A 25170-nucleotide genomic window follows, 5' to 3' on the forward strand; every position below is an offset into this window, starting at 1 on the left:
TAAGCCTTCGCTTAGTCCTTCTTCACTTCCTTGAAGTCCGCGTCGACCACGTCGTCTTCCGCGGGTTTGCTCGACGCCTGGCCTGCGCTCGCACCGTTGCCGGCACCGGTGGCCGCACCCGCGGCGCCTTGCGCCTGCATGTCGGCATACATCTTCTCGCCGAGCTTTTGCGAGACCTTGGCCACGGCTTCGATCTTCGCTTCGATCGCCGCCTTGTCGCTCGAGCCGCTCTTCAACGTTTCCTCGAGCTCCTTCAGCGCCGATTCGATGCTCTCCTTCTCGCCGGCGTCGAGCTTCTCGCCGTACTCGGTCAGCGCCTTGCGGGTGCTGTGCACGAGCGCGTCACCCTGGTTGCGGGCATCGGCCAGCTCACGCAGACGGTGATCTTCCTCGGCATTGGCTTCGGCATCCTTCACCATCTTTTCGATCTCGGCTTCGGACAGGCCCGAGTTCGCCTTGATCGTGATCTTGTTTTCCTTGCCCGTACCCTTGTCGCGCGCGCCGACGTGCAAGATACCGTTCGCGTCGATGTCGAACGTCACCTCGATCTGCGGCACGCCACGCGGTGCGGGCGGAATGCCCTCCAGGTTGAACTCGCCGAGCAGCTTGTTGCCGGCCGCCATTTCGCGCTCGCCCTGAAACACCTTGATCGTCACGGCCGACTGGTTGTCGTCCGCCGTCGAATACACCTGCTGGTGCTTCGTCGGAATCGTGGTGTTCTTGCTGATCATCTTCGTCATGACGCCGCCCAGCGTTTCAATGCCGAGCGACAGCGGCGTCACGTCGAGCAGAAGCACGTCCTTGCGGTCGCCGGACAGCACCTGCCCCTGGATCGCGGCGCCCACGGCCACCGCCTCGTCCGGGTTCACGTCGCGGCGCGGCTCCTTGCCGAAGAACTCCTTGACCGTTTCCTGAACCTTCGGCATGCGCGTCATACCGCCGACGAGAATCACGTCGTCGATATCGCTCACCTTCACGCCCGCATCCTTGATGGCGATGCGGCACGGCTCGATCGTACGCTGGATCAGATCCTCGACGAGCGCTTCGAGCTTCGCACGCGTGATCTTGAGGTTCAAGTGCTTCGGCCCCGAGGCATCCGCGGTGACGTACGGCAGATTGATTTCGGTCTGCTGGCTCGACGACAGCTCGATCTTCGCCTTCTCGGCCGCTTCCTTCAAACGCTGCAGCGCGAGCACGTCCTTCGAGAGGTCGACACCCTGCTCTTTCTTGAACTCGCCGATGATGTAATCGATGATGCGCTGGTCGAAATCCTCACCGCCAAGGAACGTATCGCCGTTCGTCGACAGCACTTCGAACTGCATCTCGCCGTCGACGTCCGCGATTTCGATGATCGAAATGTCGAACGTACCGCCACCGAGGTCATAGACCGCGATCTTGCGATCGCCCTTCTCGGCCTTGTCGAGACCGAACGCGAGCGCGGCCGCCGTCGGCTCGTTGATGATCCGCTTGACTTCGAGACCGGCGATCCGGCCCGCGTCCTTCGTGGCCTGACGCTGGCTGTCGTTGAAGTACGCCGGCACGGTGATCACGGCTTCGGTGACCGGCTCGCCGAGGTAGTCTTCGGCGGTCTTCTTCATCTTGCGCAGGACTTCGGCGGAGATTTGCGGCGGCGCGAGCTTGTTGTCGCCCACTTTCACCCAGGCGTCGCCGTTGTCGGCCTTGACGATCTCGTAGGGCATCAGGCCGATGTCCTTTTGCACTTCCTTTTCCTCGAAGCGGCGGCCGATCAGGCGCTTGACCGCAAAGAGCGTTTTCCTCGGGTTCGTCACCGACTGACGCTTGGCCGGCGCGCCGACGAGGATTTCCCCATCCTCCATGTACGCGATGATCGACGGCGTCGTCCGGGCGCCTTCCGAATTTTCGATCACCTTGACCTGATTGCCTTCCATCAGCGCCACGCACGAATTCGTGGTGCCGAGGTCGATGCCGATGATTTTGCCCATTTTTCCTAATCTCCTGACTTTCAGTCCGTAGCAGCGGCGCCTACCGGGGAGCCGCTCCTGCTCGATTCATAACTGCACTCAACATGAGTGCTCGCGCATCGTTTTCAAGGCCCCGGGGCCAATGCGGTCATTGGTTTTTTGCGTTGCGCCCGGGCGCCCGGCGCGGTTACTTGGGCTGGGCCACCGTCACGAGGGCCGGCCGCAGTACGCGGTCGGCGATGACATAACCCTTTTGCAACACCGATACGACGGTATTGGGCTCCTGATCGGCCGGCACCATCGAGATGGCCTGGTGCTGGTGCGGATCGAATTTCTCGCCGACAGGGTTCAGTGCCACGACACGTCCTTTTTCCATGGCGGCCGTCAACTGGCGCAGCGTCAATTCGACGCCTTCACGCAGCTTCGCGATGTCGCCCGACGAGTCCGACAGCGCGGCCTCGAGACTGTCGACCACGGGAAGCAGGTGCTCGGCAAAAGCCTCGATCGCGAATTTGCGCGCCTTCGAGATGTCTTCGGCCGCGCGGCGGCGTACGTTTTCGGTCTCGGCCTTGGCGCGCAGGAAGCTCTCCTCGAGTTCAACGAGCTTGGCCTGAGCCTCGGCGAGTGCCGTCTCGGCCTGATTGGCAGCCTGCTGGTTGGCGGCCTGCGCCTGCGATTCCTCGGCAGCGGGTGCCGCTTGCGTGGCGACGCTCTCAGCCATGGGTTGCGCCGTATCGCCTGCCGAAGCGGGGTTCTGATCAGCGGGGTTGTCTTGCGGGTGTTCCATGTCGCGAAATCGTCCTAAAGGTGAAGTCGTTCAGAGCGTGCATTTCGCGCGCCGGCTCGCTCGGGTGTGTGTCACCGCGCCGCCGGAGCGCTGTTTGTTGCGGAAAAGCAACTCCACGCTCACGCATCCCGGCGCAAATGGGGGCGCCATATGGCGTTTCAAGAGGCAAACGCGGCTTTTTCGCACCGGTCCCGTGCATGGGAAACGAACGGTAACACTGGTTACGGCGCCAGTACCGAAACCGCATTGAGCACCATTCTGGTTTGCCCTACACTGGTTTTCGTCTAGGTGTTTTTCCGTGCAAGGCCCGCGACCCGCGAGCACTGCATGGCGCCCGGCAGCATCGTTTCAAACCGCTTTTCGTGTCCGTGCCCGCTCATCTCCATTGGGGGAGTACCGTGAAACTGACCTTTGCAATTGCGGTGGTCGCGCTGGTACTCGTCGCGGGGACCACGACCATCTGCATCTCCGGCGCCGTCACCGACAGAACGACGGAATATGGTGCCGTCCATGCCACTTTCGAGCAACTTTTCAATCCCCACCTGAAAGTTTGTCGATGACGCGCCTGTCGCGCTTCGTCGGCCGCCCGTGCAGCGTGGCTGCCGGCTCGCGATAGGTACGGCGCCGTTGCTCCTCGGCCGCGCGCTTCGCGCGGCTTTCCGGCGTTTCCTCGTAAAGCGTCTGTGCCACAGCGGCCGGCCCGCGCACCTCGCATACACCCACCACGCGGACTTCCCAGCTGAGCCGGTCGATTTCTATCACGACCAGATCGCCCACCCGGACTTCCTTGGCTGGCTTCACGGTCGCGCCGCCAATTCGCACGCGGCCCTTGTCCACTGCGTCAGCCGCCACGGACCGCGTCTTGAAAAAGCGCGCGGCCCAGAGCCATTTGTCGATGCGCAGGCGCGCACCCGGTTCCGTCGAAATCTTGAAGTTCATGGCAATCGCTGAAATGGGCTCGGGGCGCGCACCGCGTCCGTACGCTTGCGCGCAACGATCCTGCCCGCCGCCCGCAAGTGCGCGCACGCCGGTGCGCTTTGGAAGCGCCGCGTGGTCATGCGAGCGCGCCGGCCGCGGCTGGCGCCTGCGCCGGCCAGCCTTGAAGCTGCTGCGCGACGATTTCGCCCAGCGCGGCAATCCAGGCCGGTGCGGCGTTCAGGCATGGAATGCGATGAAATTCCTTGCCGCCGGCATGCAGAAATTCGTCGCGGACCTCGATCCCGATTTCCTCGATCGTTTCCAGGCAATCGGCCGTAAAGCCCGGACAGAAGACATCGGCCCGGCGCACGCCGGCCGCCCCGAGTTCGCGCAGGGTCGGCGCGGTGTAGGGCTGCAGCCACTGCGCGCGGCCGAACCGCGACTGGAACGTGACGAGGCATTCGGTGGCCGTCAATCCGAGCGCCGTCGTCAGCATTGCCGCCGTCTGCTGGCATTGGCCATGGTAGGGATCGCCCAGATCGAGCGTCCGCTTGGGCACGCCGTGGAAACTGAGAATCAGTTTGTCGCCCGAGGCGAAATTCGGGGTGCCATGGACAGCCCAGTACGCCCGCACCTGCTCGGCCAGCGCGCCGATATAGGCCGGATGATCCGCATAGTGCCGCACGGTGCGGATTTCGAGCTGATTGCGCATGCGCCCGAGCGCCGCGAATGCGGCGTCGAACGCGGTCGCCGTGGTCGACGACGAATATTGCGGATACATCGGCATCAACAACACGCGCTCGGCGCCCGCCAGCTTCAACTGGTTGAGCATCGCACCGATGCCCGGCGTGCCGTAGCGCATCGCATACTCGACGATCACTGGATAGTCGTTCGCATGCAGCAGCGTACGCAGCGTTTCGACCTGCTTTTCGGTGTGGACGCGCAGCGGCGAGCCTTCCTGCATCCAGACGGACGCGTACTTTCGGGCCGACGAGCGGCCCCGGAACGGCAGGATCAATGCGCGTAACACCGGCTGCCAGACGAGCGCCGGGATTTCCACGACGCGCGGATCCGACAGGAATTGCGCGAGATACCGGCGCACCGCGCGTGGCGTCGGGGCATCGGGCGTGCCGAGATTGATCAGCAGCACGGCGACGCGATGAGACGTGGCAGGCTGCGACGGCAGCTCGAGATCGAAGCGCATGGGCAATCGTAGCAAGGCTTGAGCGGCGCGGCACAAGCTCGGTTCACGTGAAGGGCATTATAGCGAGCCGCCCGTGCTGCCCGACATTCGGCCATCCGGCCAATGGCGGGGCTTTGCCCGCACCGTGCATCATTCGCCCATGGCCCGCCGGCGACCTACCGGTGCCGACGCCGCGCCAAAGTCTAGTGCTGACTGAGCGCGGTCGACAGCAATCGCGCGGTGATGTCGACGATCGGGATCACACGGCTGTAGGCCATGCGCGTCGGCCCGATGACACCGAGCGTGCCGACGATCGTCCCATTGACCTCGTAAGGCGCCGTCACGACGCTCATTTGCTCGATCGGGACGAGATTCGATTCGCCACCGATGAATATCTGGACGCCCTGCGCATGACTCGACACATCCAGCAATTGCAGGAGGCTCGTCTTTTGGTCGAATACGTCGAAAAGCTTGCGCAGCCGCGCCATGTCGGACGAAAGGTCCGCCACTTCGAGCAGATTGCGCTCGCCCGAGATCAGCACCGTTTCGCCGGTGTCGGATTCGTCCGTGCTCGCGGTCACCGCCGCGTGCATGAGCGCCGTCATGTCGCCGCGCAGTTCGTCGATTTCCTCGCGCAGCCGCCGGCGGACCTCGTCGAACGAGAGCCCCGCAAAGTGCGCATTGATGTAATTCGACGCTTCAGTGAGTTGCGAGGGGGAATATTCGCGCCGCGTCGCCATGATGCGGTTTTGGACATCGCCCTCGGGCGTCACGATGATCAGCAAAATGCGCTTGTCGGACAGCCGCATGAATTCGACCTGCTTGAACACGTGGCTGCGACGCGGCGTCAGCACGACGCCGGCAAATTGCGACAGGTTCGACAGCACGCTGGCCGCCGCCGCGACGACTTTTTGCGGCTCGCCGGGCTGCAGCGTCCGTTTGACGGCCCGTGTGACGGCTTCCTCGTCCGCGACGGATTCGACCGTCAGCATCGTATCGACGAACAAACGGTAGCCGCGCGGCGTCGGGATCCGGCCCGCCGACGTATGCGGACTGGCCACGAGCCCCATCTCCTCGAGGTCCGACATCACGTTGCGGATCGTCGCCGGACTCAATTCGAGCCCGGAATAGCGCGACAACGTGCGCGAGCCGACCGGCTGACCTTCCGCGATATAGCGTTCGATCAGGGTTTTCAACAAGGTTTGTGCGCGTGGTTCTAGCATGACGCAAAATTTTAGCCAATCGCCGATGGTCCCCGGGCCGCCTGGGGGCGTTCGGGTTGCCGCACGGCGGGTCCCGGCGCGCGGCCCGCCCTTCATCGGCACGTCATCATTCTAGCGACAAATCAATATTGCGGGACCGGGTGGAACAACGGTTCTTTTAGGACCCCAGCTATGGTGTAATGCCGGCATGAATATTGGCACCCAGTTCAAGACCGTTGCGCTCGTCGGGCGCAGCAACACGCCCGGCATCGGCGAGCCGCTGGCGGCGCTCGCCGCTTGCATCGCGCAGCGGGGCTTCGAAGTGGTATTCGAAGCCGAGACCGCGCGCGATATCGGCATCGGCGGCTATCCGTCCCTCACGCCGGCCGAAATCGGCGCGCGGGCCGATGTCGCGGTGGTGCTGGGCGGCGACGGCACGATGCTCGGCATCGGCCGCCAGCTTGCGCCCTATCGTACGCCCCTCATCGGCGTCAATCAGGGGCGGCTCGGGTTCATCACCGATATCCCCGTCTCCGAGATGCAGCAGCGCGTGCCGCAGATGCTCGCGGGCAGCTTCGAGCGCGAGGAGCGCACGCTGCTCGAAGCGCGCATCATGCGCGCGGGCGAGCCGATCTATCACGCGCTCGCGTTCAACGATGTGGTGGTCAACCGCAGCGGTTTTTCCGGCATGGCGGAGCTGCGCGTGCTCGTCGACGGGCGCTTCATGTACAACCAGCGCTCGGATGGCCTCATCGTCGCCACACCGACGGGTTCGACCGCGTATGCGCTGTCCTCGCAGGGCCCCATTCTTCATCCGCAGCTGCGCGGTCTCGTGCTCGTGCCGATCGCTCCGCACGCGCTGTCGAATCGCCCGATCGTCGTGCCGGACGAATGCAAGCTCGGCATCCAGATCATCGGTGGACGCGACGTCAACGTGAATTTCGACATGCAATCGTTTACCGCGCTCGAGCTCAACGACACGATCGAAGTGCGGCGCTCGCGTCACACCGTGCCGTTTCTGCATCCCGTCGGCTATAGCTATTACGCGACGCTGCGGCAAAAGCTCCATTGGAACGAGCATCCGTCCGGCGGCGAGGAACCGGACAACGCGACCGGGCCGCTCTAGACGAGGCGCGCCGACGGACCACGGCGCCCGAGCGGCCTCAGCCGTCGGCAACCCATACGAGAACACGACGTCAACCTCACCATTCCCATGCTCCGCCACCTCTCGATACGCGACTTCGTCATCGTCGCCGCGCTCGACCTGGAATTCGACCGCGGCTTTACTGTTTTTTCGGGTGAAACCGGCGCCGGCAAATCGATCCTCATCGACGCACTCGCATTGACGCTGGGCGCACGCGCGGACGCCGACGTCGTGCGCACCGGCACGAGCCGCGCCGATATCACGGCGGAGTTCAGCGCCACGGCGGAGGTCGAACGCTGGCTCGACGACCAGGCGCTCGCGCGGCCCGAGCCCGACGCAGCGGGCGGCGCGGTCATGCTGCGACGCGTCGTCGATGCCAACGGGCGTTCACGCGCGTTCATCAACGGCACGCCCGCCACGCTCGCGCAATTACGCGAGCTCGGCGAACGGCTCGTCGATATCCACGGGCAGCATGCCCATCAGTTATTGATGCGCCCCGATGCGCAACGCACGCTTTTCGATACCCATGCGGGCCTCACGGCGTCTGCCGCCACGGTGGCAAGCGCGCACCGAAGCTGGCGCGATGCGCAACATGCGCTCGAGCTCGCTCGAACGCGCGATCGCGAGCTGCAGCTCGAGCGCGAGCGCCTCGCATGGCAGCTTGCCGAGCTCGACAAGCTCTCACCGCAAGCCGGGGAATGGGAAGAAATCTCCGCCGAGCACCGTCGGCTCGCGCACTCCGCAAATCTGATCGAAGGCGTGCGCGGCGCCGTCGATGCGCTGTCGGAGGCGGACAATGCCATGCTCGGCCGGCTCGGCTCGATCGTCTCGAAACTGCGCGATCTGGCCGATATCGATCCGGCGCTCGGCGACACGCTCGCCTCGCTCGAGCCCGCCGAAATTCAATTGCGCGAGGCCGTTTATTCGCTGACCCACTATGCGCAAAAGCTTGAGCTCGATCCGGATCGGCTCGCGCAGGTCGAAGCCCGGCTCGATGCGCTGCACTCGCTCGCCCGCAAGTTCCGGTTGCAACCGGAAACGCTGCCGGCCGAGCACGAGGCACGCCGCGCGCAATTGGCCGCGCTCGACGCCGCGGCGGATCTCGATATGCTGACAGCGGCCGTCGCCACGGCGCATGAAGCCTACCTGCGCGAGGCGAAGCAGCTCTCGAAAGCACGTGCGAAGGCGGCGAAAGCGTTGAGCGCCGCGGTCACGGCGGGCATGCAGGAGCTATCCATGGCCGGCGGCAGCTTCGAAGTCGCGCTCGTCCCGCTCGCCGAAGGCGGTGCGCACGGTCTCGAACAGATCGAATTTCGCGTGGCAGGCCACGCAGGGGTGCCGCCCAGGCCGCTCGCCAAAGTCGCCTCGGGCGGCGAACTCGCGCGTATCAGCCTGGCATTGGCGGTGATCGCCAGCGCCGCGAGCCCGACGCCGACACTGATTTTCGACGAAGTCGATACGGGCATCGGCGGCGGCGTGGCGGAAGTCGTCGGCCGGCTGCTGCATCAACTGGGCCGCGATCGGCAGGTGCTCTGCGTGACGCATTTGCCGCAGGTCGCGGCGCGCGGGGATCACCACTTCCAGGTCGCCAAAGCCGGTACGGCGGACGGCGGCACGATGTCCACCGTGACGCAGCTCGACCGTACGAGCCGGATAGAGGAAGTGGCGCGCATGCTGGGCGGCCTCGAAATCACGGCCACCACGCGCCGCCACGCCAAGGAGATGCTCGCGGCTTAGGGACCGCCGGCTCGCGGCCCGCGGCTCCGCCCGCTGGCGCCGGTGCAAGCCCTCACCCAAACACCCGCTGCCACAACCGCAGCACGGCATCGCGTTCGGCGGCGATTTGCGCGGCCGGTACACGCGCCTTCTCCATGCCATCGAGCCGCAAGCGGTGCTGCAGTTTGCGATAAGCGCGGTAAGCGCCGCCTACGGTCTCCGCCTCTTCCGGCTGCATGAGCCCATAGCGTGCTACTTCGCGCAGCAGCGCGATGTTGCCGGTATTGAGAATGAGCTCGGGGTCGCGCGCGGCGTGCAGCAAGACCCAGTATTGGACGATGAATTCGATATCGACCATGCCGCCTCGATCGTGCTTGAGATCGAAGAGGTCGCTGCGGTTCGGATGGCCGGCTGCGACGCGCTCGCGCATCGCGACGATTTCCGTCGCAAGCGGCCCCGCCTCGCGCGGCATCGTGAGCACCTGTTTGCGGATCGCCTCGAACTCGGTCCCGATCTGCGCATCGCCCGCGCAAAACCGTGCGCGCGTCAAGGCCTGGTGCTCCCAAACCCACGCCGTATTGGCTGCATCGCCCTCGCGCAATTGGTAACGCCGGAACGCATCGAGATCGGTGATCAGCAAGCCCGATTCGCCGTTCGGCCGCAACCGCAAATCGACGTCGAACAACGTGCCGGCTCCCGTCGCCGTCGTGAGCCACGTGATGAGACGCCGCGTAAAAGTGGCATAGATTTCGGCGGCCGCTTCGTCCGGGTCGTCATACAGAAAGATCAGATCGAGATCCGAGGCATAGCCGAGTTCCTTGCCGCCGAGCTTGCCGTAAGCGATCACGGCAAACCGCGGCGATTCGCGGTGACGTTTGGGCAGTTGGCGCCACACCGCTTCGATCGTCACGTCGAGCACCGAATCGGCGAGCTCCGACAGCCGGTCGCTGACCTGCTCGACGCTGAGCTTGCCGGCCAGATCGATCAGCAAGATGCGGAACACCTCCGCTTGGTGGGCGTGCCGCAGAAGGTCCATCTGATGCTCGACGCCATCCGCCGCGGCCAGCCGGGTGCGCAGCGAAGCCTTGAACCCGGTCCAATCGAACGGGCTCGCGATCGCTTCGTCGTCGAGCAGTTCGTCGAGCAACTGCGGATGGCGCGTCAGGTAGCCGGCCGCCCAACGCGATGCGGCCAGCACGGCGAGTACGCGATCGAGCGCGGCCGGATACTCGTTGAGCAGCGCGAGATAAGCGCCGCGCCGGCCCACGGCCTCGAGCAAGTCGAAAAGCCGCGCGAGCGTCGTGCTGCGTTTGTCGGCGGGCTCCCACGCCGCTGTCGCCTCGAGAGCCCGCCGCGCAATCGTATCGAACCGTTCGCGGCTGCGCTCCGGCAGCCCCTGATAGCGCATCGAACGACGGATGCCGACGAGCCGGGCGAGGAGGTCTTCGGCGTCGGCAAAGCCCAGCGCCTCGAGGCGCGCGGCCAACGACGGCGCGGCCGCATCGTCGTCGAGCGCACTGCTCCAGATACTTGCCGCCCGCGCTTCGGCCGCTTCGCCGCCGGTGTCGCGCACCTTGTCCGCGAAGATCTGATCGAACTGCGTTTCGACGAGCTCGCGGTACTCGTCCACCTTGGCCGCGAGGCTCGCGTAATCCGCGAAACCCATCGAGGCCGCGAGGCGCGCCCGCTCGTCGGCATCGACGGGCACGGCATGCGTTTGAGCGTCGTGCCGGTATTGAAGGCGGTGTTCGAGCACACGCAAAAAGCGGTAGGCCTGCGTGAGCTCCTCGCACACGGCGGCCGGGATCAGACCGCGGTCCGCCGCGCAGCGCAGCACGGCGAGCGTCGGCCTGACGCGGAAGCAGGCATCCTGGCCGCCGCGGATCAGTTGGAACACCTGTGCGCTGAACTCGATTTCGCGGATACCGCCGCGACCGAGCTTGATGTCGTCCGCCTTGTCGGGACGCATCGAGGCACGGCGCCTCGCTTCCTCGCCGATCTGGCGATGCAAAGCGCGAATCGCGCTGATCACTCCGTAATCGAGGTAGCGTCGGTAAACGAATGGCTTGACGAGCGCGTCGAGCTGCGCGGCCAGACGCTTCGCGGCAGCGCTCGCGCCTTCCGAGACGAGCCGCCCTTTGATCCACGCATAACGCTCCCATTCGCGGCCCTGCACGTAGAAATACTCTTCCAGCATACCGAGGCTGCACGCGAGCGGTCCGGCGTCGCCGTTGGGCCGCAATCGCATGTCGACGCGAAAGACGTATCCATCCGCCGTCGGCTCGGCCAGCGCACCGATGAGCCGCCTGCCGAGGCGCGTGAAAAACTCCTGCGTCGAGATGGGCGGCCGCGCCGCGCCCGCGGTCTCGCCATCGTCCTCGTAGACGAAGATGAGATCGATATCCGACGATACGTTCAGCTCCCGCCCGCCCAGCTTGCCCATGCCGACCACGCCCAGCACGAGCCGCTCGCCGCTCGGCCCGCGCGGCTCGCCGTAGAGCGCTTCGAGTTCGGCTTCGAGCGTGGCGAGCGCATGCTGGACGGCGGCCTCGGCAAGATCGGTCATCGTGCCGGTTACCTCGTCGACATCCGCAAGACCGGCCAGATCGCGCTCCATGACCGCGCAGAACACCTCCACGCGCAACCGTCGCAGCACGCGGCGCAGGGCATCCTCGTCCAGCGGCCCGGTCTCGGCGCTACCGCGGGCCTGCCGCTCCAGCGCGGCGAGCGCATTCAATCGGGCGTCGATGTGCTCGCGCGTGATCGGCGCGCGCGCCCAGTCTGCAATGAGCCCGTTCAGCTCGGGCCGCGCGGCGATCGCGCGTGCGGTAAAAGACGAATAGGCGGAACTCAGCAGTGCGGTTGCAGTCATGAACGATGTGGCTCGCTTGTTGCGCACGACATGGATGGGTGAGGAGCGCGCCGGCGTTTATCGCGCCGGCAGCCCACGCGGCACGGGCTTTGCGCGCCTCGCCCCGCGCCTGCGCTGTGTTACATTCGACGTCCGAAACGCCAAACTACCATACCCCCGATCTGCCGCAGCATGTCCGACAGCAAGGAATCCGTCGAAAAAGCCGTTGCCGGACGCACGCGCCACGATCCCCCGCTTCTGCGCCGGGTTTTCAAAGCCACCCTGGCATTCGCCCTCGTCGTCTACTTCGCGCTCGGCGCGGCGTTCATCGGACTGCGTTATGTCGTCTTGCCGCGCATCGACGATTTTCGGCCGCGGATCGAGGCGTTCATTTCCGCGCGGCTGCACGCCGAGCTGCGCATCGAAAAACTTGCCGCTCACTGGAATGGACTGGAGCCGGGCCTCGATGTGACCGGGCTCACGATCCGCGACCGCGACGGCAACATCGCGCTTTCGGTGCCCGATGCCCGCGCCTCCCTCTCGTGGAGTTCGCTCATGCGGGGCAGGCCCGCGCTGGCGAGCCTCGTCGTCGAGCACCCCGATGTGCTCGTGACGCGCGCGACAGACGGCTCCATCACCGTCGCGGGCGTGCAGGTGCCGACCACTCACACCGGCAGCGACACCACGTTTTCGAATTGGGTGCTCACGCAGCGCGCCATCGTGCTGCGCGACGGCACGCTGCGCTGGCGCGACAACCAGCGTAAAGCCCCCGAGCTTGCCCTGCGCCACATCCGGGCGGCCATCTTCAACGGAGCCTTCGAACACCGCGTAGCGTTGCAGGCTCCGCCCGAAGGCACCGTGCTCAAGGGAGCGCTCGATTTTCGCGCGCGTTTTCGTCATCTGCCGCTGGCGGAAGTCGGCAAGCCCGCGAATTGGAATGGACAGGCCTATTTGTCGACGGGACCCGTCGAGCTGCCCGCGCTCGCGCGTTACCTGAAGATTCCGATGAAGCTCCATGGCGGGCGCATCGACAACGAAATCTGGGCGAACTTTTCGGGCGGCGCACTGCGTTCGGCGCGCGGACGGCTGCAAGGCGCCGATGTCGTCTTGCAGGTTCGGCCCGCGCAGCCACGGCTCGACCTGCCCGTCGCCCAATTCGAGTGGGCCGCCGATATCGAGCCGCAGCGCGACTACCGCCTGCGCTTGTCGAATCTGCATGCGGAACTCGGACAGCCGCCGCTCGCCGATGGCACGCCGGTCTCGCGCACGCTCTCGCTCGCCACGCTCACGGGCCGCTATCGCGTGCCCGATGTGGAGCACGGTCAGTTGATGAGCGTGGCGGGCGATCGCGTCGATCTGGGCGTGCTTGCGGAATTCACTCGCGCGCTGCCTGTGCCGGAGCGTTTTCGCGACGAACTCGTACGGTTCGACCCGCGCGGACTCGTCGCCAACTACGTGATCGAAGTGGAGCGCGCGCGCCCCGACAACGCGCTGGCTGCCAGCGAGCAGCGCGTCTCCGGCACCGCCCCGATCGTGCGCTACCGGTTCAAGGGCGACCTCGAAGGGATCAGCTTCGCGGCGCAGGAGCCGCCACCGGGGCTTTCGCCGGCCGGGCATCCGCGTGCGGGCCTGCCCGGCGTCGAAAACCTCTGGGGCTCGATCGATGCCGACGAAGCCCATGGCAGCGTCACCGTCGACACCGCCGATACGACGCTCACGCTGCCCGGCGAATTCGACGATCCGCGCCTCGCGTTCGATCGGGTGCGCGGCCGCGGCCAATGGACCGTCACCGCTGCGCCCGGCCAGCCGCACAAGGCCTTCGCGATCACCGTTCCCGAACTCAGCGTCGAAAACGCCGATGCGGCCGGCAGCGTCGTCGCGAGTTACACCAATCCGGGCCATGGGCGCGGCACCCTCGATCTCTCCGCGAAAATCGAACGCGCCAAAGTCCCTTCCATCCCGCGTTATTTGCCGACGAGCATCGGCGAACATTTGCGCCATTACCTCGGACATGGATTGCAAGACGGCATCGCCCGCAACGCGACCATCGAGGTCCATGGCGGGCTCGATCAGTTCCCCTACTCGCGCGATCCGAAAGCCGGCATCTTCCGCATCGTTGCGCCGTTCACGGGCGCGCGGTTCGATCCCTCGCCGTTCCCCGCCAAGACGCTCGCCAACGGCGCGCCCGATGTCTGGCCGGCGCTCGACGGCATCGATGGCGTCTTTTCGCTCGCCGAAAACGTGCTGCGTTTCGATATCGGTCGGGCGCGCTACAAGCGCGTCACGCTGGACCGGGTGACCGGACGCATCGACGATCTCGGCAACCACGGCTCGGACCTCGTCATCGAGGGCAAAGCGCACGGGCCTCTCGCCGATTTCCTCGACTATCTGAACGAAAGCGCGGCCGCCAGCCTGACTGATCATGCGACGCAAAAGCTGCGTGGGACGGGCCCGGCGACGCTCGCGCTCACGCTCACCGTACCGCGCGGACCCGAGCCTCACGTAAGCGTGGACGGCACGGTCGGGCTCGAGGGGAACAGCCTCGCACGCGAACAATGGCCACCGCTCGATGCGCTGACCGGGCGGGTGCGTTTCACCGGGCACACGCTCGCCGTCGAACGCGTGGCGGGACGCTGGCTCGGCGGAGAGATACGTGCAAACGGCGCGCTCGACGCCAAGGGCGCCTATACATTCGATATCGCGGGACGCATCGCCGCCGACAGCGCCCGCGAACTCGGCATAGAGGGTCCCGCCGGAACACTGCTCGGCCACCTACATGGCACAGCGCCTTATACGATCTCGGTGCGCGGCACGAGGAGTGGTCTACCGCAGATCGAAGCCCGTTCCGACCTGAGCGGACTCGGGCTCGACTTCCCGGCGCCGTTCGACAAGCCGCTCGGCACGCCGATGCCGTTTTCGCTCTCGGTCGACGCGGCGAAAACCGACGCCGACGTGCAGACCGGGGCGTTGGCCCGCGCCGAGCTGCAGTTGGGACCCGCGAGCGCGACTTACCTGCTGCGGCGCGGTGCCCGCGAACCGGGCGATCCGCAGGCGTTGGAGGTGGTGCGCGGCGCAATCGGCATCGGTACGGCCGCGCGCATGCCGGCCCAAGGCGTCAGTACGACGGCCGAGCTTGCGTCGCTCGACGGCGATGGCTGGCGCGCAATCGCTGCCGAGCTGCGCGCCGCCGCCAGGCCGATCCAAACGCCGCCTTCGGCACGAACCGCATCGCCGAAGGCGGCCGGCGGCCTCGCGAGCCAGTTCATGCCGACTCGCCTGACGGCGCATGTGGACACCCTCAAGCTGCTCGAGCGCGAGTGGACCCACGTCGCCTTCGATGGCACGGGCTCCGACGAGGACTGGCGGGCGCAACTCGCATCGGATCAGGTGACGGGCACGCTGTCGTGGCAACCCGGCACGCCGGCCAACCCCAACGGGCTGCTGACGGCGCGCCTCTCGAAGGCGGCCGTTCCCGTCACGGTGGGCAACGATCTCGTGCGGCAGATATCTTCGTCGACAACAGAACGGATGCCGGCGATCGATCTCGTCGTCGACGAACTCAGCGTGCGCGGGCGCGGCTTCGGCCGGCTCGCCATCCAGGCGCACAATACCGATGAAGACGGCGTGCCCGTCTGGCAACTCGACAAGCTCGATCTCGCGAATCCGGCCGCGCACCTGTCGGCGACCGCGAATTGGCGCACACTGCGCCGGCTCGGCGACGACATCGATCGGAATTCGCCGCGCCGCACGGCGATCGATTTCAAGCTCGACATCGCCAACGCCGGTGCGCTACTCGATCAGTTCGGCCTGCCGCGCACGGTGAAGGGCGGGGCCGGCACGTTGTCGGGCAAGGTGGGCTGGCGCGGCGGTCCGACGGCCATCGACTATCCGACGCTGCGCGGCCAGATGGCGCTCGATCTCCATCATGGGCAGATCCTCAAGGTCGACCCCGGCGTCGCGAAACTGCTTGGCGTGCTGAGCCTGCAAAGCCTCGCGCGCGTCGTCACGCTCAACTTCAGGGACGTCATCGGCGAAGGGCTGCCGTTCGAGCGCGTGACGGGCACAGGCCGCATCGCCGACGGCATCGGTCGAACGGACGACTTCCATCTCGTCACGGCGCCGGCGCGAGCGGACCTCTCGGGCACGGTCGATCTCGCGAAGGAAACGCAGGACCTGCGTGTGCAGGTGACCCCGACGGTCAATGCGGGCTCGGCCGTGATCGCGGCGACGATCGTCAATCCGTTGCTGGGGCTCGGCGCCTTCTTCGCCAATCTCGCCCTCTCGCAGTCGATCGCCCACGCGTTTGCCACGCACTACGCAATAACGGGGTCATGGTCGCAACCGCACGTCGAGCGGCTCACGGGCGATCGGGGTAAGATGGCTGCTCCAGCCGAAGCAACGGAATCGACAGGCAAGTGACGCACGCCGTGCGCCAGGCCCACCGGACCCCCATGAGCGATCCACACGCATTCCCGGCGCCTTTTCGCGTCGCAGCCGTCCAGATGGTCAGCACGCCCGAGCGCGAGCGCAATCTGCACGACGCCGGCCGTCTCATCGCCGAGGCGGCCGACAACGGTGCGCGGCTCGTCCTGCTGCCCGAGTACTTCTGCTTCATGGGCTTTCGCGACGCCGACAAGCTGGCCGTGCGCGAGCCTTACGGCGATGGGCCGATCCAGCGGTTTCTGGCCGATGCGGCACGCCGGCACGGTATCTGGATCATCGGCGGCACGCTTCCGCTCGCCGTCACGGATCCGGCGCCCGACGCCGAGCGCGTGCTGAACACGACGCTCGTGTTCGATCCCGAGGGCAACGAGGCCGCGCGCTACGACAAGATCCACCTTTTCAACTTCGAAAAGGGCGCCGAATCGTTCGACGAAGCACGCACGATCCGCCCGGGCCGCGACGTACGCACGTTCGAAGCGCCGTTCGGACGCGTGGGGCTCTCGGTCTGCTACGATTTGCGCTTTCCCGAGCTTTACCGGCGCATGGGCGATATGGCGCTCATCGTCGTGCCGTCTGCGTTCACCTATACGACGGGGCGCGCGCATTGGGAGACGCTGCTGCGCGCACGCGCCGTCGAAAATCAGTGCTACGTGCTCGCCGCGGCGCAAGGCGGCACGCATGAAAACGGCCGCCGCACCTGGGGCCACAGCATGCTGATCGATCCATGGGGCGAGATCGTCGACGTGCGCACCGACGAAGGCGCCGGCATCGTCGCGGGCGAAATCGACGGCGCGCGCATCGACGAAGTGCGGCGCAGCCTCCCCGCGTGGCGCCACCGCGTCCTCTCCTAGCCGCCATGCCCGACCGACCCATCGTTCGAACCCGGCCAGCCATTCCGACATTCACAGCCTCCTTTCTCGAACTATCCGCATGAATATCATCGAACCCGGCATTCGCAATCTCGCGACCGCGAAGGAAGTCTTGTTGGCCCCCTACGGTCTCGACGAGGCGCTGCTCACACGTACGCTCGCCGATATCTTCACGCACCGCGTCGACTATGCGGACCTCTACTTCCAGGCCACGCGCAGCGAAGCATGGAGCCTCGAGGAAGGCATCGTGAAGTCGGGGAGTTTCAGCATCGACCAGGGCGTCGGCGTGCGCGCCGTCGCGGGCGACCGTACGGCATTCGCCTACTCCGACGACCTCTCGCCCGAAGCGTTGCGTCAGGCCGCCGAGGCCACGCGCTCGATCGCCAAGGCAGGCGGCGGCAAGCAAAAGATCCAGGCGGCGAGTGTCCTGAAGGGCATCGCGGGCCGCGATCTCTATCTGCCCGCCGACCCGCTCGCCTCGCTCGACGCCACGGCGAAGGTCAAGCTGCTCGAGCGTGTCGAAAAGATGGCGCGCGGGCGCGATCCGCGCATCACGCAAGTCATGGCGGGGCTCGCAGGCGAGTACGACATCGTGCTCGTCGCGCGCAGCGATGGCGTGCTCGCCGCGGACGTGCGGCCGCTGGTGCGCGTCTCGGTCACCGTGATCGCGGAGCAAAACGGCCGGCGCGAGATCGGCTCGGGCGGCGGCGGCGGCCGCTTCGACTACGGCTATTTCTCCGACGACGTGCTCTCGAGCTATGTCGACGATGCCGTCAATGCGGCGCTGGTCAATCTCGATGCGCGGCCGGCGCCGGCAGGCACCATGACCGTCGTGCTCGGGCCGGGCTGGCCGGGCGTACTGCTGCACGAAGCCATCGGCCACGGGCTCGAGGGAGACTTCAACCGCAAGGGGTCGTCCGCGTTCGCCGGACGCATCGGCGAGCGCGTGGCGGCCAAGGGCGTCACGGTCGTCGACGACGGCACGCTACCGAACCGGCGCGGCTCGCTCAACATCGACGACGAGGGTAACGCCACGCAATGCACGACGCTGATCGAAGACGGCGTGCTCAAGGGTTATATCCAGGATTCGCTCAACGCGCGGCTCATGAAAATGCCGGTGACGGGCAACGCGCGGCGCGAATCGTACGCGGCGCTGCCGATGCCGCGCATGACGAACACCTACATGCTCAACGGCGACAAAGACCCGGCCGAAATCATCGCATCGGTCAAGAACGGGCTTTACGCCGTGAACTTCGGCGGCGGGCAAGTCGACATCACGAACGGCAAGTTCGTGTTCTCGGCCTCCGAGGCGTACATGATCGAAAACGGCAAGGTCACCTACCCTGTGAAGGGGGCGACGCTGATCGGCAGCGGTCCCGAATCGCTTAAGTACGTGACGATGATCGGCAACGACATGTCGCTCGATACCGGTGTCGGCGTGTGCGGCAAGGAAGGACAGAGCGTGCCCGTCGGCGTCGGCCAGCCGACGCTGCGCATCGAGAAGATGACGGTGGGCGGCACGCTTTGAACCGGCTTCGAATCCGCGCGGGCGCGCGAAAAATATCCGTTGTTCGGTCGCCCCGCGTGGATTTTTCGCTTTTTTCCCCTCCGACGGCTTGTCAGCCGTGCCGGCAGAGCGTATAAAGCCCGGATACCCGTTTCCAACGCGCTTTCCCCACTCATGAGCCCGAAGTTTTACTTTTACTTCTTTTGGCATCTCAGTCCGCCGGCGGATCGAGAGGGGTGTTAGCGCGTGACGCGAACCTGAATTCCCGAAAAACCGCCGGCGAGTCCGGCGGTTTTTTTTTCGCCGCGACCCGCCAGCCCTGCACCTTCACTGTTCGTCCGTCGTATCCGGAACCACGCGGAACCACGCCGAACGGAACGAGAGGTGCGCCCCACACCGAATCGACAAGGAGAAATACAGCATGGCCCCGCACAATACCGACGATGTCCGCATTCGCGAACTCAAAGAGCTCACGCCGCCCGCTCACTTGATTCGCGAATTTCCGTGCACAGAGCCGGTCGCCGATCTGATCTACGGCGCGCGCACGGCGATGCATCGCATCCTGCACGGCATGGACGATCGTCTGATCGTCATCGTCGGGCCTTGCTCGATCCACGATCCCGCGGCCGCGCTCGACTACGCGCGCCGGCTCGTGCACGAGCGCAAGCGCTTCGCGAGCGAGCTCGAGGTGGTCATGCGCGTCTACTTCGAAAAGCCGCGGACGACGGTCGGCTGGAAGGGGCTCATCAACGACCCCTACCTCGATAACAGCTTCAAGATCAACGACGGCCTGCGCGCCGCGCGCGAATTGCTCGTCGGCATCAACGAACTCGGCATGCCCGCGGGGACTGAATACCTCGATATGATCAGCCCGCAATACATCGCGGACCTCGTCTCCTGGGGCGCGATCGGCGCACGCACGACCGAGTCGCAAGTCCATCGCGAGCTCGCGTCGGGGCTCTCGTGCCCGGTCGGTTTCAAGAACGGCACGGACGGCAACGTCAAGATCGCGGTGGATGCGATCAAGGCGGCCTCGCAACCGCACCACTTCCTCTCGGTGACGAAGGGCGGCCACTCGGCCATCGTTTCGACGGCAGGCAACGAGGACTGCCATGTGATTCTGCGCGGCGGCACCACCCCGAACTACGATGCGCAAAGCGTCGATGCGGCGTGCTCCGCCATCGGCAAAGCAGGCCTCGCGGCGCGGCTCATGATCGATGCGAGTCACGCCAACAGCTCGAAAAAGCACGAGAACCAGATTCCCGTGTGCGCCGAGATCGGAAGGCAGATCGCGGGCGGCGACGAGCGCATCGTCGGCGTGATGGTCGAATCGCATCTGGTCGCGGGGCGCCAGGATCTGCAGGAGGGTTGTACGCTGACCTACGGCCAAAGCATCACCGATGCATGCATCGGCTGGGACGAAAGCGTCGGCGTGCTGGAGGGGTTGGCGGAGAGCGTCAAGCAGCGGCGCATCGTCCGCGGCGGCGGCAACTGAAGCATCGATGCGCCAATGCGGTTCCGGCCTCCGGTTCAGATCGCGCCGGAGCCGAACACCTCGGTGTGAATGCGTGCCGCGTCCACACCGAGCGCAATCAGCGCTTCGCGCTGCTGCTGCATGAACGGAACCGGCCCGCACAGGTAGTAGTCCGCATCGGGCAGAATCGCTCGATGGGCGATGCGCGAGAAATCGATGCGGCCCGTGAGGTCGTAATCGACACCTTCGCGGTCGGTCTCCGACACTTCTTCGTAAAACACTGCCCGCGAAACGTTCGCATGTGTCGCCATCGTCTGTGCAAGCCAGCTCTTGAACGCATGCACGCGACCGTTGCGGCAGGCGTGCACGAACGCGATGCGGCGCGGGCTCGCGGCGGCCACGAGCGTGGAGATCATCGACATCATCGGGGTCACGCCGACACCGCCCGAGACCAGCACGACCGGCGTCGTTTTTTCGAGATCGAGGCGGAACTCGCCCATCGGCGCCGTGACTTCGACGATCGAGCCGACCTCGACACCCTCATGCAGTAATGTCGAAAGGCGCCCGGCCGGCACGTCTTCCCGCCCCGCTTCACGCTTGACCGAAATGCGCAGCCATTTGCCGTGCGGCGCATCGGAGAGGCTGTACTGCCGCGGCTGGTCGACACCGAGGTCGCCGACATAGCGTTTGACCGAGACGAACTGGCCCGGCACGAACCCGCACGCAGCGCCGCCGTCAGCGGGCGTCAGGTAGAACGAGGTGATCTCGTCGCTCTCGACTTCCTTGCGCGAGACGACGAACGGGCGATAGCCGCTCCAGGGCGCGGCGCCGTAGAGCTTCGCCTCGGCGCCGATCATGATTCCCGCCAGTTGCGCATAGGCGGCGCGCCACGCCTCGAGCGTTTGCTCGTCGACCGCATCGCCCAATACTTCGACGACCGACGCGAGCAGGTTTTCACCGACGATCGGATAGTGCTCGGGGCGGATATTGAGGCTCGCATGCTTGTTCGCGATCCGGCCGACGGCCGAACCCAGCGCACCGAGATTGTCGATATTCGCGGCATAGGCGTAGACCGCATGGGCGAGCGTATGAGCCTGCGTGCCGCTCGCCTGGTGCGTCTGGTTGAACAGATTGCGCAGCTCAGGGCGGTTCGCGAACATCCGGCGGTAAAAATGCTTGGTGATCGTTGCGCCGTGCTCGGCGAATACGGGCGCGGTCGCCTTGACGCGTGCGATCTGGTCTGCGGTGAGGGGGGTCGTCATGTCGGGAGGGCTCCTTCTAAACATGGATCAAGAATACATCTTACGAGAGTGTATCCGACATACGACACTTTGTCGCACCGCAGCATGCTGCGAGCGCCCGCTGACCGGGTGGATCGGCGAGACTGCGTGGGCTATTTTTCGGGGCGCTGACGTTGCCACAAGACATCGCCCGTACCGCCGGCGCGGTTCAGCACCCGGGCGAGCACGAACAACAGATCGGAGAGGCGATTGACATATCGGCGGGGCGCGGCTTCCAGCGTCACCGTTGCGCCGAGCGCTACGATCGAGCGCTCCGCGCGGCGGCAGACCGTCCGGCACACATGCGCGAGCGCCGCCGCGCGGGTGCCCCCCGGCAGAATGAATTCGGTGAGCGGCGGCAACGCGGCGTTGTAGTGCGCGAGCCAGCCGTCGACACGGGCCAGATGTTCGTCGCCGATCATCGTATGGCCCGGAATGCAAAGCTCGCCGCCGAGATCGAACAGGTCGTGCTGCACGGCCGTCAGTACCTCGCGCAAGTCCTCGGGCAACGGCTCGGCCAGCAGCACGCCGAGCTGCGAATTCAACTCGTCGACGTCGCCGATCGCCTGGATTCGTGCATCGTCCTTGCGTATGCGGCTGCCGTCGCCGAGGCCAGTCGTGCCGTCATCGCCGGTGCGCGTGGCGATCTTGCTCAAGCGGTGTCCCATCGAGGTCTCCTTCGTAGTCGCTGCTCGTCGGCTCGCCGCCCTGGCGGCGGCCGAAACGGCCTCATTATAGGAGCCGGCTGAACGGCACGCTCCACCGGTCACCTCGGCACGTGCCTGTGCCGCGGCGGCGTAGAATGGCCAAAAACGATATCGGAGATGATATGGACCGTCCTCCCGCCGACGTTCATCCGCTGCATCCCCAAGAAGGACGTCCTGGCGCCGCTGCGCCGCGCCCGCGCCGGCCGTTTGCTCCCGAACTGTTCGCCGCGCTCGCGAGCGCTTTCGGTCAACGTGTTTCAACGGCCGAGGCGGTACGCGCACACCACGGCCGCGACGAGTCGCCGTTCGATCCTCAACCGCCCGATGCGGTGGTCTTCGCCGAATCCACCGAGGACGTGCGCACGACGATCGAGCTCTGCGCGCGCTACGGCGTGCCCGTCATTCCGTATGGCAACGGCTCGTCGTTGGAAGGGCATCTGCTTGCGGTGGAAGGCGGTGTATCGATCGATCTTTCCGGCATGAATCGCGTCCTGTCGATCGATGCGGAAGATCTGACGGCCACCGTCGAGGCCGGCGTGTCGCGCAAGGCGCTCAACGAAGCGTTGCGCGACACGGGGCTCTTCTTTCCGATCGATCCTGGCGCGGATGCGAGCATCGGCGGCATGTCGGCCACGCGGGCCTCGGGCACCAACGCCGTGCGCTATGGGACGATGCGAGAAAACGTGCTCGGCCTCACGGCGGTGCTCGCAGACGGTCGCGTCATCAAGACGGGCACGCGGGCGCGCAAATCGTCGGCCGGCTACGATCTGACCCGGCTCTTCGTGGGCTCGGAGGGCACGCTCGGCGTCATCACCGAAATCACGGTTCGGCTTTATCCGCAGCCGGAAGCCGTTTCGGCCGCCGTCTGCGCCTTTCCGTCGATGGGCGAGGCCGTGCGCACCGTCATCGAAACGATTCAACTCGGCGTGCCCGTCGCTCGCGTGGAATTCGTCGATATGCTCGCGATCCGCGCGATCAACCGTCACTCGAATCTGACACTTGCCGAATCGCCGACGCTCTTTTTCGAGTTCCACGGCACCGAGGCGAGCGTCAAGGAGCAAGCCGAGACGGTACAGGCGCTCGCCGCCGAACATGCGGGCAGCGGTTTCGCCTGGGCCACGCGCCCCGAGGAACGCAGCCGGCTCTGGAACGCACGCCACAACGCCTATTTCGCGATGCTGCAACTCAAGCCGGGCTGTCGCGCCGTCACGACCGATGTCTGTGTGCCGATCTCGCGGCTGGCCGAATGCGTGGTCGAAACGGAAGACGATCTACGCGGCTCGCCGCTGCCCTGCCCCATCGTAGGACACGTCGGCGATGGCAACTTCCACGTCGCGATCCTGATCGACCCGGCCCGGCCCGAGGAATTCAGCGAAGCCGAACGCCTGAACCGGCGTATCGTCGAGCGCGCGCTGCGCATGGGTGGAACCTGCACGGGCGAGCATGGCATCGGTCTGCACAAAATGGATTTCCTCATCGACGAGCATGGCAGCGATGCCGTCGATGTGATGCGCGCGCTCAAGCATGCGCTCGATCCGCGCAATCTGATGAATCCGGGCAAGATCTTCACGTACACGGCCTGAGACAGGCGAGGAAACCGATGGCAACCGCAGCCCAAACCGATCCGGCGATGTCAGCGGCGCTGCGCGAAGAGCGCCAGCGCGAAGTGGTCCAGGCGCTGATGGCCACGCTGCCCGCGCGCTGTCTGCTTTATCGTGATGAAGAGACCGCCCCATATGAATGCGACGGGCTCAGCGCCTATCGGCAACTGCCGCTCGCGGTAGCTCTGCCGGAAACCGAGGCGCAGGTGCTGCGTATCGTGCAGATATGCAAGCGCCTTGGCGTGCCGATCGTACCGCGCGGCGCGGGCACCGGACTGTCGGGCGGCGCCACGCCGATCTCGAACGGCATCGTCGTTTCGCTCGCGCGCTTCACGAGAATCATCGATGTCGACTCGTATGCGCGCACCGCCACCGTCCAGCCCGGCGTGCGCAACCTCGCCGTCTCCGAAGCGGCCGCGCCCTATGGGCTTTACTACGCGCCCGATCCGTCTTCCCAGATCGCCTGCACGATCGGCGGCAACGTGTCGGAAAACTCGGGCGGCGTGCATTGTCTGAAGTACGGACTGACCGTGCATAACGTCTTGCGCGTGCGCGCCGTCACGCTGGAAGGCGAAATCGTCGAATTCGGTTCGCTCGCGCCCGATACGCCCGGGCTCGATCTGCTTGCCGTCATGATCGGCAGCGAAGGCATGTTCGCGATCGTCACGGAAGTGACCGTCAAGCTGATCCCGAAGCCGCCGACGGCGCAAGTCGTCATGGCGAGCTTCGACGATGTCGTCAAAGGCGGCAACGCGGTGGCGGCCATCATCGCGGCGGGGATCATTCCGGCCGGGCTCGAGATGATGGACAATCCCGCGACGTGCGCGGTGGAGGCGTTCGTCGGCGCCGGCTACGATCGCGATGCCGCGGCCATCCTGCTTTGCGAGTCGGACGGCACGCCCGAGGAAGTCGCCGAAGAAATCGCACGAGTGACCGCCGTGCTGCGCGAACACGGCGCCACCCGGTTGCAGATCTCCCGCACCGAGGCCGAGCGCCTCAAATTCTGGTCCGGCCGCAAGAACGCCTTTCCGGCCGCGGGCAGGCTTGCGCCCGATTACTACTGCATGGACGGCACGGTGCCGCGCCGCAGCATCGGACCGCTGCTCGCGCGCATCGAGAAGATGGAAAGCACTTACGGTCTGCGCTGCATCAATGTCTTTCACGCCGGGGACGGCAACATGCATCCGCTCATTCTGTTCGACGGCAACGATCCCGACCAACTGCATCGCGCGGAGGCGTTCGGCGCCGAGATTCTCGAGGCCTGCGTGGAGCTGGGCGGCACCGTGACGGGCGAACACGGCGTAGGCATCGAAAAAATCAATTCGATGTGCGTCCAGTTTTCGCCGGCCGAATGCGATGCGTTCTTCGCAGTCAAGCGCGCGTTCGATCCGGACGGGCTGCTGAACCCGACCAAGGGCATTCCGACGCGCGCGCGCTGCGCCGAGTACGGAAAGATGCATGTGCGCGGCGGCCTTTTGCCTCATCCGGAGCTGCCGCGCTTTTAGCCCTCGCCGCGGCGCACCGCCACGCGTATAAACCCGTGGC

16 protein-coding genes are annotated in these 25170 nt (G+C 65.8%); 8 read left to right on the plus strand and 8 right to left on the minus strand.

Translation table 11 applies throughout. The annotated features are described in order from the left end of the window. Nucleotides 1–11: 11 nt before the first annotated feature. The 5 genes from dnaK to hrcA form a co-directional block, all read right to left on the minus strand. Nucleotides 12–1964 (minus strand): molecular chaperone DnaK, encoded by a 1953-nt coding sequence (gene dnaK, locus VGL01_RS06110; protein WP_331567955.1) that lies wholly within the window; start codon nucleotides 1962–1964, stop codon nucleotides 12–14. Between the two features lie 166 nt (nucleotides 1965–2130). After that, nucleotides 2131–2730, minus strand: coding sequence for a nucleotide exchange factor GrpE (grpE, locus tag VGL01_RS06115; protein WP_331567956.1), 600 nt, complete (start codon nucleotides 2728–2730; stop codon nucleotides 2131–2133). Between the two features lie 531 nt (nucleotides 2731–3261). Then, nucleotides 3262–3669, minus strand: coding sequence for an RNA-binding S4 domain-containing protein (locus VGL01_RS06120; protein ID WP_331567957.1), 408 nt, complete (start codon nucleotides 3667–3669; stop codon nucleotides 3262–3264). Nucleotides 3670–3784: 115 nt separating this feature from the next. Next, a complete protein-coding gene (gene hemH, locus VGL01_RS06125) occupies nucleotides 3785–4852 on the minus strand; it encodes a ferrochelatase (RefSeq protein WP_331567958.1) in 1068 nt (355 codons plus the stop codon). A 182-nt stretch (nucleotides 4853–5034) separates the two neighbouring features. Then, a complete protein-coding gene (hrcA, locus tag VGL01_RS06130) occupies nucleotides 5035–6054 on the minus strand; it encodes a heat-inducible transcriptional repressor HrcA (protein WP_331567959.1) in 1020 nt (339 codons plus the stop codon). A gap of 187 nt (nucleotides 6055–6241) precedes the next feature. On the opposite strand from hrcA, the gene VGL01_RS06135 reads away from it, so the two are divergent. Both VGL01_RS06135 and recN read left to right on the plus strand, forming a co-directional pair. Further along, on the plus strand, nucleotides 6242–7159 hold the full coding sequence (locus tag VGL01_RS06135) for an NAD kinase (protein ID WP_331567960.1): 918 nt from the start codon (nucleotides 6242–6244) through the stop codon (nucleotides 7157–7159). Nucleotides 7160–7246: 87 nt separating this feature from the next. After that, nucleotides 7247–8914, plus strand: coding sequence for a DNA repair protein RecN (gene recN, locus VGL01_RS06140; RefSeq protein WP_331567961.1), 1668 nt, complete (start codon nucleotides 7247–7249; stop codon nucleotides 8912–8914). A gap of 52 nt (nucleotides 8915–8966) precedes the next feature. On the opposite strand, the gene glnE is transcribed toward recN, so the two are convergent. Further along, nucleotides 8967–11765, minus strand: a complete 2799-nt coding sequence (gene glnE, locus VGL01_RS06145) for a bifunctional [glutamate--ammonia ligase]-adenylyl-L-tyrosine phosphorylase/[glutamate--ammonia-ligase] adenylyltransferase (RefSeq protein ID WP_331567962.1) — start codon at nucleotides 11763–11765, stop codon at nucleotides 8967–8969. A gap of 171 nt (nucleotides 11766–11936) precedes the next feature. Here glnE and VGL01_RS06150 point away from each other — a divergent pair, with 171 nt between their 5' ends. From VGL01_RS06150 to aroG, 4 genes are all read left to right on the plus strand, one after another. Further along, complete coding sequence (locus VGL01_RS06150) at nucleotides 11937–16163, plus strand: YhdP family protein (protein ID WP_331567963.1); 4227 nt, start codon at nucleotides 11937–11939, stop codon at nucleotides 16161–16163. Nucleotides 16164–16195: 32 nt separating this feature from the next. Further along, the gene (locus VGL01_RS06155; protein ID WP_331567964.1) at nucleotides 16196–17038 is read left to right on the plus strand and encodes a carbon-nitrogen hydrolase family protein; all 843 of its coding nucleotides are present in this window, start codon (nucleotides 16196–16198) and stop codon (nucleotides 17036–17038) included. 79 nt (nucleotides 17039–17117) lie between these two features. Continuing rightward, nucleotides 17118–18584: a metalloprotease TldD gene (gene tldD, locus VGL01_RS06160; RefSeq protein WP_331567965.1), complete on the plus strand. Its 1467-nt coding sequence runs from the start codon at nucleotides 17118–17120 to the stop codon at nucleotides 18582–18584. A 400-nt stretch (nucleotides 18585–18984) separates the two neighbouring features. Continuing rightward, nucleotides 18985–20058, plus strand: a complete 1074-nt coding sequence (aroG, locus tag VGL01_RS06165; RefSeq protein WP_331567966.1) for a 3-deoxy-7-phosphoheptulonate synthase AroG — start codon at nucleotides 18985–18987, stop codon at nucleotides 20056–20058. A gap of 35 nt (nucleotides 20059–20093) precedes the next feature. Here the strand turns inward: aroG and hmpA are convergent, their stop codons facing one another. Both hmpA and VGL01_RS06175 read right to left on the minus strand, forming a co-directional pair. Further along, nucleotides 20094–21299 (minus strand): NO-inducible flavohemoprotein, encoded by a 1206-nt coding sequence (gene hmpA, locus VGL01_RS06170; RefSeq protein WP_331567967.1) that lies wholly within the window; start codon nucleotides 21297–21299, stop codon nucleotides 20094–20096. A 131-nt stretch (nucleotides 21300–21430) separates the two neighbouring features. Further along, entirely contained in the window at nucleotides 21431–21985 is a 555-nt protein-coding gene (locus VGL01_RS06175; protein WP_331567968.1) for a cob(I)yrinic acid a,c-diamide adenosyltransferase, read from the minus strand. Between the two features lie 161 nt (nucleotides 21986–22146). On the opposite strand from VGL01_RS06175, the gene VGL01_RS06180 reads away from it, so the two are divergent. Continuing rightward, on the plus strand, nucleotides 22147–23607 hold the full coding sequence (locus VGL01_RS06180; RefSeq protein ID WP_331567969.1) for an FAD-binding oxidoreductase: 1461 nt from the start codon (nucleotides 22147–22149) through the stop codon (nucleotides 23605–23607). Between the two features lie 17 nt (nucleotides 23608–23624). Beyond that, entirely contained in the window at nucleotides 23625–25130 is a 1506-nt protein-coding gene (locus tag VGL01_RS06185; RefSeq protein WP_331567970.1) for an FAD-linked oxidase C-terminal domain-containing protein, read from the plus strand. Nucleotides 25131–25170: the final 40 nt, after the last annotated feature.

Source organism: Trinickia sp. (genome assembly GCF_036503415.1).
Lineage (GTDB): Bacteria > Pseudomonadota > Gammaproteobacteria > Burkholderiales > Burkholderiaceae > Trinickia.